The sequence below is a fragment of the Sneathiella limimaris genome, from assembly GCF_012932565.1.
Lineage (GTDB): Bacteria > Pseudomonadota > Alphaproteobacteria > Sneathiellales > Sneathiellaceae > Sneathiella > Sneathiella limimaris.
In genome coordinates this window covers 2180785-2195560 of record NZ_JABBYJ010000001.1, presented here as the reverse complement: position 1 = coordinate 2195560, position 14776 = coordinate 2180785, and the positions used below count along the sequence as shown (strand labels likewise).

At 47.0% G+C, this 14776-nt stretch carries 14 protein-coding genes; 6 read left to right on the top strand and 8 right to left on the bottom strand.

Going from position 1 to position 14776, the window contains the following annotated elements; translation table 11 throughout:
- Window positions 1-27: 27 nt before the first annotated feature.
- Window positions 28-378, bottom strand: a complete 351-nt coding sequence (locus HH301_RS10655; protein WP_169568885.1) for a Spx/MgsR family RNA polymerase-binding regulatory protein — start codon at window positions 376-378, stop codon at window positions 28-30.
- Window positions 379-571: 193 nt separating this feature from the next.
- Between HH301_RS10655 and HH301_RS10650 the strand changes: the two genes are divergently transcribed.
- Both HH301_RS10650 and HH301_RS10645 read left to right on the top strand, forming a co-directional pair.
- Window positions 572-1675, top strand: a complete 1104-nt coding sequence (locus HH301_RS10650; RefSeq protein ID WP_206378265.1) for a hypothetical protein — start codon at window positions 572-574, stop codon at window positions 1673-1675.
- Window positions 1676-2118: 443 nt separating this feature from the next.
- Complete coding sequence (locus HH301_RS10645; protein WP_169568883.1) at window positions 2119-3336, top strand: EAL domain-containing protein; 1218 nt, start codon at window positions 2119-2121, stop codon at window positions 3334-3336.
- Here the strand turns inward: HH301_RS10645 and tgt are convergent.
- From tgt to HH301_RS10610, 7 genes are all read right to left on the bottom strand, one after another.
- Window positions 3329-4462: a tRNA guanosine(34) transglycosylase Tgt gene (gene tgt / locus HH301_RS10640; RefSeq protein ID WP_169568882.1), complete on the bottom strand. Its 1134-nt coding sequence runs from the start codon at window positions 4460-4462 to the stop codon at window positions 3329-3331. The two genes, HH301_RS10645 and tgt, sit on opposite strands and share 8 nt — an antisense overlap.
- Complete coding sequence (gene queA, locus HH301_RS10635; protein WP_169568881.1) at window positions 4459-5490, bottom strand: tRNA preQ1(34) S-adenosylmethionine ribosyltransferase-isomerase QueA; 1032 nt, start codon at window positions 5488-5490, stop codon at window positions 4459-4461. The genes tgt and queA overlap by 4 nt, the downstream gene beginning before the upstream one ends.
- A gap of 68 nt (window positions 5491-5558) precedes the next feature.
- The gene (locus HH301_RS10630; RefSeq protein WP_169568880.1) at window positions 5559-6044 is read right to left on the bottom strand and encodes a peptidylprolyl isomerase; all 486 of its coding nucleotides are present in this window, start codon (window positions 6042-6044) and stop codon (window positions 5559-5561) included.
- Between the two features lie 21 nt (window positions 6045-6065).
- On the bottom strand, window positions 6066-6587 hold the full coding sequence (gene coaD, locus HH301_RS10625) for a pantetheine-phosphate adenylyltransferase (RefSeq protein WP_169568879.1): 522 nt from the start codon (window positions 6585-6587) through the stop codon (window positions 6066-6068).
- A 54-nt stretch (window positions 6588-6641) separates the two neighbouring features.
- A complete protein-coding gene (gene gyrA, locus HH301_RS10620; RefSeq protein WP_169568878.1) occupies window positions 6642-9380 on the bottom strand; it encodes a DNA gyrase subunit A in 2739 nt (912 codons plus the stop codon).
- Window positions 9381-9560: 180 nt separating this feature from the next.
- On the bottom strand, window positions 9561-10973 hold the full coding sequence (locus HH301_RS10615; RefSeq protein WP_169568877.1) for a TrkH family potassium uptake protein: 1413 nt from the start codon (window positions 10971-10973) through the stop codon (window positions 9561-9563).
- A gap of 137 nt (window positions 10974-11110) precedes the next feature.
- The gene (locus tag HH301_RS10610; RefSeq protein WP_206378264.1) at window positions 11111-11389 is read right to left on the bottom strand and encodes a DUF6356 family protein; all 279 of its coding nucleotides are present in this window, start codon (window positions 11387-11389) and stop codon (window positions 11111-11113) included.
- Window positions 11390-11535: 146 nt separating this feature from the next.
- On the opposite strand from HH301_RS10610, the gene HH301_RS10605 reads away from it, so the two are divergent.
- The 4 genes from HH301_RS10605 (at window position 11536) to HH301_RS10590 (ending at window position 14763) form a co-directional block, all read left to right on the top strand.
- Window positions 11536-11985 (top strand): Lrp/AsnC family transcriptional regulator, encoded by a 450-nt coding sequence (locus HH301_RS10605; protein WP_169568876.1) that lies wholly within the window; start codon window positions 11536-11538, stop codon window positions 11983-11985.
- A 123-nt stretch (window positions 11986-12108) separates the two neighbouring features.
- On the top strand, window positions 12109-13146 hold the full coding sequence (locus HH301_RS10600) for an ABC transporter substrate-binding protein (protein ID WP_206378263.1): 1038 nt from the start codon (window positions 12109-12111) through the stop codon (window positions 13144-13146).
- A gap of 56 nt (window positions 13147-13202) precedes the next feature.
- Complete coding sequence (locus tag HH301_RS10595) at window positions 13203-13970, top strand: ABC transporter ATP-binding protein (protein ID WP_169568875.1); 768 nt, start codon at window positions 13203-13205, stop codon at window positions 13968-13970.
- A complete protein-coding gene (locus tag HH301_RS10590; protein WP_169568874.1) occupies window positions 13963-14763 on the top strand; it encodes an ABC transporter permease in 801 nt (266 codons plus the stop codon). Before HH301_RS10595 ends, HH301_RS10590 begins: the two co-directional genes overlap by 8 nt.
- Window positions 14764-14776 lie beyond the last annotated feature (13 nt).

Here is a 14776-nt window from a genome sequence, read left to right as displayed (position 1 = left end):
TATCTCTTGGATCAAATCTGCCTTCGTTTATTTAAAGGCTAGAACAGCTTCTTGTTCAGGCGCTTTAAAACCAACGACGACGTCTTCGCCTTGTTCAAAAACGGGACGTTTCATGATCGTCGGTTGATCGCGTAGAAGCTTGTAAGGCGCATCTCCTTCCAGAGCAGCTTTATCCTCTTCACTTAGTTTGCGATAGGTTGCGCCCTTTTTGTTGATCAACACATCCCTGCCAACTGCCTGATCCCATTTTTTAATTTGATCTTCTGAAACAGGGTCTTTTCGGAAATCGTGAAATTGAAAATCCAATCCTTCCGCTTCAGCCCATTTCAGAGCCTTGCGAACGGTGTCACATGTCTTGATACCATAAATTGTGATCACTGAAGAGGAACCTTTCTGCAACTTAAGTTGCTCAACTTTATAAAGCTGCCTCTGTGACTTCTCAAGAGGATGGGTTCACAAAAACCATATTTGATCGTCTTCTGGAATAGAAATAAACACAAGGTAGATCGAAGGGGGTCATTTGTCAGACGTCCATAATAGCCGTCTGCAAATTTCGGCAGAAAACGCTCTATTGATGGTGCAGGTTGCCAGTGAATGTGCAATCCAGATACCAGACGCCATCATCCATGATATTTTGACTGTCGTTGACTGCGATAATCTTACGAGCCTAGACACGGACAGCAGAATAGCCTTTTGGAAAGCCTATGGCACCTTATCTGAAATTTTGGACCCGATTACAATTGACAGCATTCAGTCCAACTACCCCACCCTACCACAACCGCTGCCAAAGCAGTCTTGGCCATTCAAGAAACGTAAACCGTCGTTATCAGAACGTTGTGTAACGCGTTACCGAATTCTGTCCATGGTGACACTTTTGCTGCTGATTGCCATTCAAGTGTATTGGTACGTCGGTTACGCACTGATTTCAGATATAAACAAACAAAACCACAACATATCCACTTTAAATGAAAAGCTTGTCGCGCTTGCCGCACAAAAACACAAAGAGGAAACTTCGCCAGTCTCGGAACCTCCAAAAGTATTGGAGGAGCGACTAATTCGGGAACAACTGACTGAGCACCTAAACTGGCGGGAAGCGGCAACCAATCATTTGCAGAACTGGAATGAGGTATGGTCCAGCCTGGATATTTTCACCTACCAACCCTGGCAAAATGATGATTTCCAATCTTACTCAAAAGCCATACAGAAACGAATTCAGTTTGTTGCTGCTGAAAACACTCTTCAAGCCATCTCTGAATACCTTCTGCCGATCCTTTACGGATTAATTGGAGCCTGCTTTTACATCCTTCGCCAACTGCCCCAAGAGATTTCAAGTCTAATTTTTTCCCGCAATTCCTATATCAACTATAACCTGCGCTTAGCCCAAGGTCCTTTAGCTGGAATGATGATCAGCTATTTTACCCACCCCGCAACGTCAACACCGTCTCAAAATATTGAGAATATCGAACAGTTACTGACTATCGATCCAGGGGGTAATTCATTAAGTCCACTGGCCCTGGCATTTCTAGCCGGTTACAGCATCGATTTTATTTTCCGTTTTCTCGACAAGATTCTTATGACTGCACTATACGAGCAGGAGCAAAAACCCAATGGCACAAAAATCTTACACAACCAAAATTATCAGAAATCATTGAAAAAAAAGAACAACTCGGATTAATTGAAAATCATTCATAAATTAAGACCAGTCTTTTATTACAAGTTAACACATTTTTAACACTCTCTATCCAATATGGGATTGTCCAAGGTTGATCGGAGCTGTTGTTACTTCTTTCCAAGCCCCCCCCTTTGAGAGTAATGGCAGCTTCGATTACTTTTCCTTTCCCGCAGAATTCCTTAATTTTCCAGCATATTTTAACGGCTTTTGAGCCGTGATTTTCTCTCACGCCAAAGCGTTTGAGCATCATCTCTTCGGATGAACAAACAAAATATGTTCTAATAATACCTATACGTGTAATTTCTTATTAACTTTACTGCAATTTCAGATCAAAAACTCTCTTTTAATTACAGGGACTTACTTTGATTGCTATGCTTAACGAAAAAGTAAGAGTCAAAGGTCATGTTATAAGTCCAATTTTATGAAAACTTGAATGAGTATCTGGATTGCATCGTATACAGGTCAAAAAGGGAGACGTAATTCTCTCGGACAAGGAAATAGGCGAGTACGCGTACATTGTCGAATCTGGCAAAGTCGCTGTAACTGACCGGGCCTCAAGCCTCGGCAGTTACACGCTTGGACCTGGTGATATGTTTGGTGAATACGGCCTCATAGAAGAAGCAACACATTATTCAACTGCGGTCGCAGCAGAAGATAGTCTCCTTGTTGTCATTAGCCAGTCAGACATTGAGGAAAAAAGTGCAATTGCTGACCCCCTGCTCAGCCTGTTTCTCGATTTCTTTATGGATCGTTGTCATAATCTGACGCTTAAGCATTATGGCACTGATGAGCAGATCCAAACTTTTTCATCTCGTCGTCATCATCGGGAAAAGCGACTGCAAACTTCCAGCGAAGAACTCGTTCAACGATTCAAAATCAAGGATGAGTTACAAGCTGCTCTGGAGAATTCCGAGTTTGAACTCTTCTTCCAGCCAATCATCTCCTTACGGGGTGGGTTCACATCAGGTTTTGAAGCCCTTATCCGATGGAACCATCCAGAAAAAGGGTTGCTGACCCCATATCACTTCATCGATATGGCAGAACAAACCGATATGATCGGTGAAATTGGCAACTGGGTGTTTAAAGATGCCTGCCTGAAAGCTAAAGAATTCAATGATCAGGCCTCCAAGCTTCGAAGTCCAGAAGTCTTCGTGAGCGTTAATATTTCAGCCAAGCAATTTTCTGAGCCTGATTTGGTTGAAAGATTTAAAACAATCGCGCGTGAAACGGACGTTAAGCCAGATCATGTGGAGCTTGAGATTACCGAGAGCATTCTGATGGCGGATACGAATGGCGCTAAAGAAATGCTTCAGGAGCTCAAGAAATTTGGATTTAAGATCGTTCTGGACGATTTTGGTACCGGTTATTCCAGCCTAAGCTATCTGCATAAATTCCCGATTGATAAACTAAAAATCGACCGTTCTTTCACCCACGCAATGCTCGATGATCAAGATAGCCAAGAAATTGTGAGGGCTATAGCGGGTCTGTCGCACAATATGAACTTGGAAATCGTGGCAGAGGGTATAGAAACCATGGAACAGTTATCTCTTTATCGCGATTTGGATTGTCATTTTGGTCAAGGATACCTGATCTCAAAACCACTGCCGATCGATCAGGTCTATCAAATCCTTGGTACCCGCATGAGCTTCGGCGAGGCTAAATAGGGTCGATATCCCCTTGATCCTGTGCCTCATGGAAGGCAAGAGCAAAATCCGCTAACTCCCCATTTCCAATCGCTTTTCGCATCCCGGCCATAAGATCCTGATAATATTGCAGGTTATGCCAGGTCAACAGGACAGAGCCCAGAATCTCTTTCGCTCTGAATAGATGGTGCAGATAAGCCCGGGAATAATTCCGGCAGGCAGGGCAACTGCAGTTTTCGTCTAACGGTCTTGGATCATCCTGATGGCGAGCATTTCGCATATTGACCGTTCCATATCGCGTAAATGCCTGAGCATTCCGGCCTGAGCGGGTCGGCAATACGCAGTCAAACATATCAACGCCGCGCATTACACCACCAACCAAATCGTCAGGCTTTCCAACCCCCATAAGATATCTCGGTTTCTCAGTGGGCATATTCGGTGTGGTAAATTCGAGGGTGCTGAACATATTCTCTTGCCCCTCTCCCACGGCCAGCCCGCCAATTGCGTAACCTTCAAACCCAATATCGGTAAGCGCTTCAATACTCTCATGACGCAAATCTTCGTATATGGACCCCTGCACAATGCCAAATAGTCCATACCCTGTACGTTTTTCAAATGCGTTTCGAGAGCGCTTGGCCCACCTCATGGAACGGCGCATACTTTCAGCAGCTGTTTTATGGTCAGCGGGAAAGGGTGTACATTCATCAAACGCCATCGTGATCGTCGCATCGAGATCATTTTGGATCTGCATGGAGCGTTCTGGTGTCAACTCAAACTTCTTGCCATCGATATGGGATTTGAAGACGACACCATTCTCATCAATTTTCCGAAGCTCGTTCAGTGACATAACCTGAAAACCACCAGAATCTGTCAGGATAGGCCGTTCCCAGTTCATAAATTTATGTAGGCCCCCCAAACGTTTCACCCGCTCAGAACCCGGCCGCAACATCAAATGATAAGTATTCCCAAGCAGGATATCCGCTCCGGTCTCCCGAACGGCTTCAGGCGTCATTCCTTTAACTGTTCCCACGGTTCCAACAGGCATAAATGCAGGTGTCCTGATTTCCCCGTGGGCCGTTTTCAAGGTCCCCCGGCGGGCTGCACCATCTGTCGATTGTATATGGAATTCAAAGTTTGAAATGGTCATGATCCTGGAAATAACAGCGAACTGTCCCCATAAGAGTAAAATCTATACTTAGCTTCAATTGCATGCTCGTATGCCTGCTTCATTTTGTCTATTCCACAAAAAGCTGACACCAGCATGAAAAGCGTCGATTTGGGTAAATGAAAATTGGTCATCAGAACATCAACCGCCTTAAATTTATATCCAGGCGTAATAAAGATATCTGTTTCACCATTAAACGGATGAACAATCCCTGCCTCGTCAGCCGCACTTTCAAGAAGCCGTAAGCTTGTTGTTCCAACCGACACGATCCGTCCACCAGCTTTGCGGCAAGCGTTGATTTGATCTGCGGCTTCCTTCGTGATCAAACCATATTCCGCATGCATCTTATGGTCGTCCGTATCATCGACCTTGACGGGCAGGAATGTCCCTGCCCCCACATGCAAAGTCGTCGCGATGGTCCTGACACCCTTTGCCTCGATTTTGGCCATCAATTCTGGTGTAAAATGTAATCCTGCCGTCGGAGCGGCAACAGCCCCTTCTTCACGGGCGAAGATGGTCTGATAGTCATCCTTATCCTGTTCATCAACAGGCCGTAGTGAACTGATATATGGTGGAAGTGGAATTTCACCACATTCCATGAGAGCCTGCATCAGCTCTACACCAGATTTATTAAAGGTCAACACGACCTCACCACCATCCAGCTTTTGGCTAACCATTGCCCGAAAATCTGATGAAAACTCGATACTATCGCCTGGTTTCAATTTTTTTGCTGGCTTGGCAAAAGCATGCCAACAATCAAGGCCTACATTTTTATGAAGGGTCACCTCGACCTTGGCAGAACGTCGCAAGCCTCGGAGGCGCGCAGGTATGACCTTGGTGTCATTAAAGACCAAAACATCCCCAGCCTTCAAAAATTCCGGCAGATCACCGACGTGGTGATCTTCAATATCATTTGCTACGACAAGTAGCTTTGCCGCTTCTCTTGGATAAACTGGGCGATCCGCAATCAGTTCGTTAGGTAACTGGAAGTCAAATTCGTCTACACGCATCTCTTAAACAGCAAAACGAACGGTCCTTCCATGGAAGAACCGTTCGCAATAGCTTCCTGCAAAATTTGTTACTCAGCGACGTCTGCCGCTACTTTCAGGCTTACAATTTTGTCTGGGTCCTTAACGGAACCATTCATCATGCCATCGCCTTTTTTAATATTGTGGACATGCTCCATGCCTTCAACCACCTGTCCCCAGATACTGTATTGGCTATCCAAATGAGGAGCTGGTGCAAACATAATGAAGAACTGGCTATCCGCACTATCCGGATGAGCAGCACGGGCCATGGAACATGTCCCTTCTACGTGAGCCTCACCTGAAAATTCTGCAGTCAAGTTTTGACCAGAACCACCAGTGCCATTCCCTTTGGGATCACCTGTCTGAGCCATAAAACCATCAATCACCCGGTGGAAAACAATCCCGTCATAAAAGCCTTCACGGGCCAGCTCTTTGATCCGTGCTACATGGTTTGGCGCCAAGTCGGGACGCATTTCAATCACAACACGCCCATCTTTCAATTCAAGATAAAGCGTATTTTCCAGGTCTCTAGACATAATTATGCTCCTATTCCCTTTTCAGGGGTTATCATTCGCCTGCTTAGCAAGCAATTCTACACGTTCAACAATGGCGGTAGCTGTCGACTTGGAGACAAATTTCGAAATATCTCCACCCAGAAATGCAATTTCCTTCACCAAGGAAGACGCAATAAACTGGTGCTGGTCAGACGCCATTAGAAAAACGGTTTCAATCTCAGAATTCAAACGACGGTTCATTCCAACCATCTGAAACTCATACTCAAAATCCGATACAGCTCTCAAGCCACGGATAATGACACTGGCATTACAATGTTCCGCAAAATGCATCAACAGGTTATCGAACGGTTTGACCTCGAAGTTTGTATTTGGAAACTCCTGGATCAGGGTTGCCACCATCTGGCACCGTTCTTCAACTGAGAATAATGGATTTTTACCGGGGTTCATTGCCACCCCGATTACCAATGTATCGACCAGTTTTGACGCCCGCTTGATAATATCATAGTGCCCAAGGGTAATCGGATCGAAGGTCCCTGGATACAGGCCAATACGCTCTTTAGACATAGAGTGTTTCCTTTCAGACTTGCTATTTCTCCGTTAGCTTTTCATCTGGGGTACCTAGTCTTGGGTATCCCCGTCCTGTTGATCGGAATTCGCAGCACCTACTTCAGGCCCTTCGCCTTCCTCAAGGTCACTTTCATCTGATTGCGCATCCATCAACGCAGTCACGGAAACAACCTTTTCTTCTGCAGCCGTTTTAAACAAAGTCACACCCTGTGTATTTCGACCTGCAATCCTAATATCCTGCACCGGTGTCCGGATCAGCTTTCCACCATTTGTCACCAACATGATCTGGTGCTCAGGCGTAATAGGCATTGTCGCGACCACGTCTCCGTTCCGGGCAGAGGTCTCGATATTGATAATGCCCTGTCCACCCCTGTTGGTTACACGATACTCATAAGCATTAGTCCGCTTACCATAGCCATTTTCTGTGATCGACAGGAGGACTTCTTCCTGATCATAAAGTTCTTTATAACGCTCCTCAGAGAGACCCGCATAATCAGTTACGTTTCCGTCATCATCTTCTGAGCGGCGGGCTTTTAAGTAGGCATCACGCTCTTCTGTATCCACATCCACGTGACCAAGGATGGACATTCCAATGACCTTATCCCCCTTGGCAAGTTTCATACCCCGAACACCGGAAGAGTCCCGTCCTTTGAAAAGCCTGACATCGGTCGCCTGGAAGCGGATACATTTACCTCCGTTAGCAGCCAGCAAGACATCAGAGGCTTCTGTACAAAGTTGCACGCCAACCAGACTGTCATCCTCGTCCAGCTTCATTGCAATCTTGCCATTGGCCTTAACGTTAGAGAAATCGCTCAAACGGTTCCGCCGGACATTCCCTTTGCCGGTGGCAAACATGACCTCGAAATCATCCCAGGTTTCTTCTTCCTCCGGCAATGGCATCAGAGTGGAGATAACCTCACCCTCTTCCAATGGCAGAAGGTTGATAATCGCTTTACCAAGGCTAGTTGGTGATCCAACTGGCAAGCGGTAGACCTTCATTTTGTACACACGACCAAATGAAGAGAAGAACAGTACTGGAGTATGGGTATTCACCACAAAGACCTGCGTGACAAAATCCTCATCACGGGTCTGCATACCTGCACGGCCTTTACCGCCCCGACGCTGTGGTCGGTAGGTGGATAGCGGAACGCGCTTGATATATCCCTTGTGACTGACCGTCAGGACCATATCTTCCCGTTGGATCAGATCTTCAATGTCGTGCTCAAATTCATTTTCTTCAATGACAGTGCGGCGCGGAGTTGCATATTTTTCCCGCATATCCAGCAGTTCATCGCGGATAATGCTAATCAGACGAACCCGGCTGGAGAGGATTTCAAGGTAATCCAGAATCTGCTCACCCAGACCTTTAAGCTCATCACCGATCTCATTCTGACCAAGAGCTGTCAGGCGCTGCAGGCGCAAATCCAGAATAGCCCGTGCCTGGAATTCAGAAAGGCGATAAGTGCCATCCTCGTTAATTGGGTATTCAGGATCATCCACCAACCGGATCAAAGACTCCACAGCCTGTGCTGGCCAGTCACGTCCCATCAGTTCCGCGCGCGCTGTCGCCGGATCAGGTGCGTTTCGGATCAAGTGAATCACATCATCAATATTGGCAACTGCAATCGCAAGACCGATCAAAACATGTGCCCGCTCCCGCGCTTTACGCAGCAGGAACTTGGTTCTGCGCGTTACAACCTCTTCCCGGAAATCCAGGAATGCCTCAAGTAACTGCTTGAGGTTCATCATCTCTGGTTTTCCGCGGTTCAGTGCCAGCATGTTGGCGCCGAACGAAGTTTGCAAAGATGTGTAGCGGAACAGCTGGTTCAAAATCACCTCGGGCATTGCATCCCGCTTGATCTCAATAACGACCCGAACACCATGGCGATCAGATTCGTCACGCAGATCGCCAATCCCCTCAATTTTCTTGGAGCGAACCATTTCAGCGATCTGCTCAACAAGACGAGATTTATTTACCTGATACGGTATTTCCGTGACCACCAGCGCCTGACGGTCCTTGCGGATTTCCTCAATATCGACCTTCGCCCGCATAATCACAGAACCACGTCCTGTTGTCAGCGCGCTTAAAGATCCTGAACGTCCAAGGATCACGCCACCTGTTGGAAAATCAGGTCCTGGAACATATTCAATCAGATCCTCAGGTGCCAGTTCCGGCTTCTCAAGCAGGGCAAGAGAAGCATCAATAACTTCGCCCAGATTGTGCGGCGGAATGTTAGTGGCCATGCCAACGGCAATACCACCTGCGCCATTGACTAACAGGTTAGGATACCGAGCCGGCAATACAGAAGGTTCTGTCTCGGAATCGTCGTAGTTATTAACGAAATCAACAGTTTCCTTATCGATATCGTCAATCAGACTTTCTGCAGCTTTTTCAAGACGGGCTTCCGTATACCGCATGGCAGCGGCCTTATCGCCGTCCATGGAACCGAAGTTACCCTGCCCTTCAACAAGCGGCAAACGCATCGAGAAATTCTGCGCGAGGCGAACCATGGCGTCATAAATCGCGCTGTCGCCGTGAGGATGGTAACGACCCATCACGTCACCGACTACACGGGCAGATTTTCTGAACTGTTTGTCGGAAGTGTAGCCATTTTCATACATGGCATAGATGATCCGACGATGCACTGGCTTCAACCCGTCACGGGCATCAGGCAACGCACGGGATACGATAACACTCATGGCATAGTCCAGATAGGACTTGCGCATTTCCTCTTCAATTGTAACGGGGACGATGTCTTTATCGCTCGGAGGCAGAGTAATGTCGTTCAAGGCACACTTCCAAATGTTGACTGATCCCAATCCAAGAGACTGAGACCCGAAATCTTTTTTACTTCTTCGCTTCCCACCATATCGCAGTTAGCTGAACAAGTTCTACAAGATATTGCGGTGCTTAGCAACCTATTGCGCTTGCGAAAAACAGCTTTTCCAGCATCAATCCAACAGGGCCAATTAACTCCGCCAAAAGCGGGGAGACAGAAAGATCAACAAGGTGAAAATTTCGAGCCTTCCGAGGATCATTTCAAAGGATAAAGACCATTTCGCGAGGTCATGCACATTTGCATAGTTTCCAACAGGCCCGACCATATGCCCAACACCTGGGCCCACATTCGTCACAGCCGCGGCTGAAGCACTGAGACTTGTTACGAAATCAAGCCCAGAGATCATCAGCAACATTGCAAAAAAGATAAAGGTCAGGAATGTGACAAGAACAAAACTGGCAACCCCTTTAAAGATATTGTCGGAGATTTTCTTACCATCATACTTTTCAGAAAAAATACCATTTGGGTATATCTGCTTTCGGACAATTTGCCTGATCATTTTCGCGCTAATGATAAAGCGCATGATCTTGATGCCACCAGACGTAGACCCGGTGCAGCCACCAATAAAAATAAGGAAGAAAAACAGGGCAACAGAGAAATGGCCCCATTGGGTATAGTCCGTTACCGCAAACCCACTTGTCGTTACAACTGAGATAACGCTGAAAGTTGACTGACGAATAGCCACTTCAGTTTCAATATCATGCCCATGGATCAGCCAAAGTATCAGAATGACGATAACCACTGTCAAACCGATCGTGTAGACTGTTACCTGCTCACTCCAGATTTGACCTGTGCGGATTACCCGGATGTACCAAAGAAAAGGTAAACTCCCAAGGTACATAAAAAATATACACGTCCAGTGGATCCAGGCACTGTCAAAATAACCGAAGGACTTGTCATGAGTGGAATAGCCACCTGTTGAAACCGTCGTGAACGCGTGCGCAATCCCGTCAAAGACTGTCATTCCCCCAATGATATAGGCAATGGCACAGGCAACCGTCATCGCCGAATATACCCAGAGTGTCGTCGTCGCCAGCTTCGCCGCAGACGGAAGTTCTTTCTCAGAAAGTTCCGAACTCTCCGTCCGAAATAACTGCATTCCGCCAATCCCCAAGAATGGCAGAAGCGCAATAGCAGTCACAACAATCCCGATCCCTCCCAACCATTGCAAGAAGGCACGCCACATCAAAATACTGTGTGGCAAATCATCGAGCCCAGCGAGCACTGTTGCCCCTGTCGTCGTAATTCCTGAGGAAGCCTCAAAAACGGCATCAGGTAACCGCATTCCATAGAGATAAAAGGGAAGCGTTGCCGCAAAAGTCAGCACAATCCAAATAGAGGCTGTCAGAATAAAGATCTGTTTATGGGTGAAATCAATCTTGCCACCGCGAGAGGCCAGCATAAGCCCGAGGCCCAAGAATATAATCACCCCAAAGGCTTTCAGGAAGGGTAGATCTGCGCCGGGGTTCAGCATTTCAATTACCAGAAGAGGTAATGATATAATGGCCAGAACGGCACCGTTAACAAATAGGATTGGTCGCATTCACCCTCATGCACTGCCCTTCCGGCAATCCACCCGTTCCTCAATAGTCTTCGAGTTTCTTAACCGCAAGTTATGCGCATAACCTGCTTGCTGGTCAATGGCTTTCAATGAACCGCGCTGGAGAAATGACTAGCCTTTTAGATGTAATAGGTACCCATCGCTGGCGTTTCGTTGGCACTTTTCGGAGAGGCCTTTGGTGCTTTTACTACCCGGTGGCTAACCATGCGGGAATATAACCGGTTGATAATTCCACTCGCTGTTTTTTCGAAAAGAAATGGAAAAAGAGCATGGATGAACGCACAAAATGCAGCCGCTAAAAGGGCGCGCCCAAAGCTAGCAGACATGGCCATATGTTCTAAATAGCTCTCATTCACGGATGCTGGATGATCTGTAAATAATGTGCGGACGGCTTTCATCAGATATACCTTTCTGTTTTTTTGTTCGGCTTTCTGAAAAGAATTATCGTGCACCCGTCACGAAATTTGTTTCCTAAAATATCGATATTTTGGTATTATTAGAAACTTAGGTTTCACATATTTACATTTTGGTTGAAAATTTTTCCATGGATGACATCGATCGCAAAATTGTTGCTCAGCTACAGGTAGACAATGACATACCCGTCAATGAACTCGCTGAAAAAGTGGGTTGCTCCCGCACGGCATGCTGGCGACGGATAAAATCCATGGAAGAAGTGGGGATCATCAAATCAAGCGTGACCCTGCTCAATCGAGATAAAATTGGGTTACCTGTCACCGTTTTCGTCAATGTTAAAACGGCCTCTCACGAACCAGATTGGCTGGAGAGGTTTGCCCGTGTTGTGGAACGCTTCCCGGAAATTACAGAATTTTACCGAATGAGCGGCGATGTGGACTACCTTCTCAAGGTCGTTGTCCCTGACATCGCCACCTATGACAGTTTTTATAAACGCCTGATCCAATCCATTGAGCTTAGTGACGTCAGTAGCAACTTTGCTATGGAAGAAATCAAATTCACAACGGCCTTGCCGATATAGCGGCAAGCTCCTTTTCGGTTGATTTGGCGTTTTTTGGATTTAGAAACCTCTTCGAGATTGATTGACTTCCAGCAATCGCGTAACGTCCAGAAAAACAAATTCAGTGTAAGGGAGATCTTAGTTATGAAACTCAAACAAATCAGTTTACTGACGCGCCGGGCGATGCTGGGTGCGATTGCAGGTACAGTGGCCTTGTCCGCCTTTGCTGGTCAAGCCATTGCAGACGACAAAATCACCATTGGTGCACTACGCTTTACCTCTCATTCTCCAACCTTCATTGCTTATGAAAAAGGCTACTTCAAAGAAGAAGGACTGGATGTTGAGCTCAAATTCTTCCAGGCGGCTCAGCCGATTGCAGTTGCGATTGCATCCGGTGACATCGACTTTGGGGTTACAGCTCTCAGCGGCGGTTTTTACAGCCTTGCTGATAAAGGCGCACTGAAAGTCATTGGCGGCCTGATGTCTGAGAAAAAAGGCGCCCCTGGGAACATAATCCTTGCCTCCAACAAAGCTTACGACGCAGGCCTTAAAACACCTGCTGATCTAAAAGGCAAAAGCTGGGCGATGACACAGCAGGGTTCCTCCTTCCATTACATGGCAGGCCTGATTGCAGAAAATAATGGGTTTGATGTTAGTGACATGAAGCTAAAGCCTCTTCAAAAAGTGGGCTCAATGATTGGTGCGTTGAAATCCGGTCAGGTTGACGCAATGGCGATTGTCCCCCATATCGCAAAAGCCTTGGCCAAAGGTGGTGCCGCAAAAATCATTGGCCAGATCCAGGATATGACTGATTATCAGGTCACAACAATCTTCACCTCCACTAAAAACACAATGGAGCGTAAGGATCTGGTGAAAAGATTCCTCAAAGCCTATGCGAGAGGAATTGCAGACTATGACGCTGTTATGCAGAACCAGGATAAAGATCCGGCTGCTACAGATGCCATGGTCAACCTCATCCACAAATATGTGTATGCAGATCGCCCAATTGAAAAAGCAGCACCGCCAATCAAAGCAGGCGCTGTCTACCTGAACGCGGGCGCAGCTCTAGACGTTAAAGATGTGGAGAAACAGCTCAAATGGTTCCAAAAACATAAACTGGCCCCTGCGAGCCTGACCCTCGATAAAATGGTGGATTCCAGCTTCGTATCCACCCTAAACTAAGTCGTGATTTGTACTGCCGGGCGGTGTTATCCGCCCGGCTTTTATATAGGCGCATTATGGATCTTGAACTTAACGCCGTCAGCCATGCCTATGACGGAACAGAAGTCCTGAAAGACATCAGCTTTCATTTAAAGACAGGTGAGATCGTTTGTCTGATTGGCCCTTCGGGCTGTGGAAAATCAACTCTCCTACGCTTCATGGGAGGGCTTGAACGACCAGATCATGGTGATGTCCTTCAAGTCGGTCAGCCGCCTGCTGATTGCCTAAATCCCCTCACCTACATATTTCAGGACTTTGCTCTTCTGCCTTGGCGAAGCGTGAAGGGAAACGTCAGTCTGGTGCTCGAGGATCATGGCATTAAAGGCAACAAGGCAAATCAGATCATTGATGATGTCTTAGAGCGTACCAAGCTCATCGATTTTAAAAACGCCCTGCCCAAACAATTATCTGGTGGCATGAAGCAAAGGGTTGCCATAGCCCGCGCGCTGGCTGTTCGTCCGGCATGCCTGCTTATGGATGAGCCACTTTCAGCCCTTGATAGCCAAACCCGGGAACTTTTAATGGACGACTTGATGGAGCTTTGGCTGAAAGAGAGATATACGGCCTGCTATGTGACCCATAACCTGAATGAAGCTGTCCGCCTTGGACATAAAATCATTGTTCTCTCCCGCCGGCCTGGGACCATCCGTGAGATTGTAGAAATTAATATTCCATTGGATGAGCGAAAGAACAATCCAGACCTGCTGGCAGAAAAACAAAACCATTTGTGGGAGTTAATGCGCGAAGAAGCCATGGCTGCGGATATGGAGTTGGTTCATGGCTAATGGGCAAGAGAAACAAGCGGTTCCGTATCGTGGCGGTGGATTTCGTCCCAAACCGGTCAAGATTGTTGCGCCGATACTTTTTGCAGCGATCATTGGTATTTGGGAATTGGGTTCGCGAAGCGGCTGGATTAGTCCACTTGTGCTTCCCGCCCCCTCAGAAGCCCTTACAGCATTTATGGATCTGTTGAATTCTGGTGACCTTACCAAGCATTTGGCCGCATCGCTTCAGCGGCTTGTGGCCGGCTGGATTTTCGGCTCGCTGCTTGGCATTCTTTTTGGTGTGGCAGCAGGGCTTTTCACACTTGCGCGCGGCGGGATCGTCCCACTGGTGGCGGCAATATTCCCCATTCCGAAAATTGCGCTTCTTCCACTCTTCATTATCTGGTTCGGGATTGGTGAAGAGTCCAAAATTGCGACGATCTTATTCGGGACCTTCTTTCCTACAGTTATAGCTGTTTATGGGGGGATCGATAATGTGGATCGGAACCTCATCCGCATGGGACAATCCTTTAACCTGAAGTGGACGTCGATTGTCTGGAAAATTATCTTGCCCGGTGCAATGCCGGCAATCTTATCCGGTTTTCGGATTTCAGCTTCTATAGCCATCATTCTGCTGGTCGCGGCCGAAATGATTGGTGCCGAATACGGCATTGGTGCCTATATCCTGTTGGCCGGGAACCTCATGGCTATGGATCAGTTGGTCGCCGGCGTGACAATTCTATCAATTATGGGACTTCTGGTCAGTTGGCTCATCGGGCGAGCGGAGAAAGCTCTCCTTAAATGGCGAACTTAAAAAAAGAAAGCGC

Bases quoted from the DNA above. Each gene is read 5' to 3' on its own strand.
- HH301_RS10605 (WP_169568876.1), top strand. From the start codon at position 11,536: ATGGATGACATCGATCGCAAAATTGTTGCTCAGCTACAGGTAGACAAT.
- HH301_RS10595 (WP_169568875.1), top strand. From the start codon at position 13,203: ATGGATCTTGAACTTAACGCCGTCAGCCATGCCTATGACGGAACAGAA.
- HH301_RS10600 (WP_206378263.1), top strand. From the start codon at position 12,109: ATGAAACTCAAACAAATCAGTTTACTGACGCGCCGGGCGATGCTGGGT.
- HH301_RS10615 (WP_169568877.1), bottom strand. From the start codon at position 10,973: ATGCGACCAATCCTATTTGTTAACGGTGCCGTTCTGGCCATTATATCA.
- queA (WP_169568881.1), bottom strand. From the start codon at position 5,490: ATGCGTGTAGACGAATTTGACTTCCAGTTACCTAACGAACTGATTGCG.
- HH301_RS10590 (WP_169568874.1), top strand. From the start codon at position 13,963: ATGGCTAATGGGCAAGAGAAACAAGCGGTTCCGTATCGTGGCGGTGGA.
- HH301_RS10610 (WP_206378264.1), bottom strand. From the start codon at position 11,389: ATGAAAGCCGTCCGCACATTATTTACAGATCATCCAGCATCCGTGAAT.
- HH301_RS10630 (WP_169568880.1), bottom strand. From the start codon at position 6,044: ATGTCTAGAGACCTGGAAAATACGCTTTATCTTGAATTGAAAGATGGG.
- tgt (WP_169568882.1), bottom strand. From the start codon at position 4,462: ATGACCATTTCAAACTTTGAATTCCATATACAATCGACAGATGGTGCA.
- coaD (WP_169568879.1), bottom strand. From the start codon at position 6,587: ATGTCTAAAGAGCGTATTGGCCTGTATCCAGGGACCTTCGATCCGATT.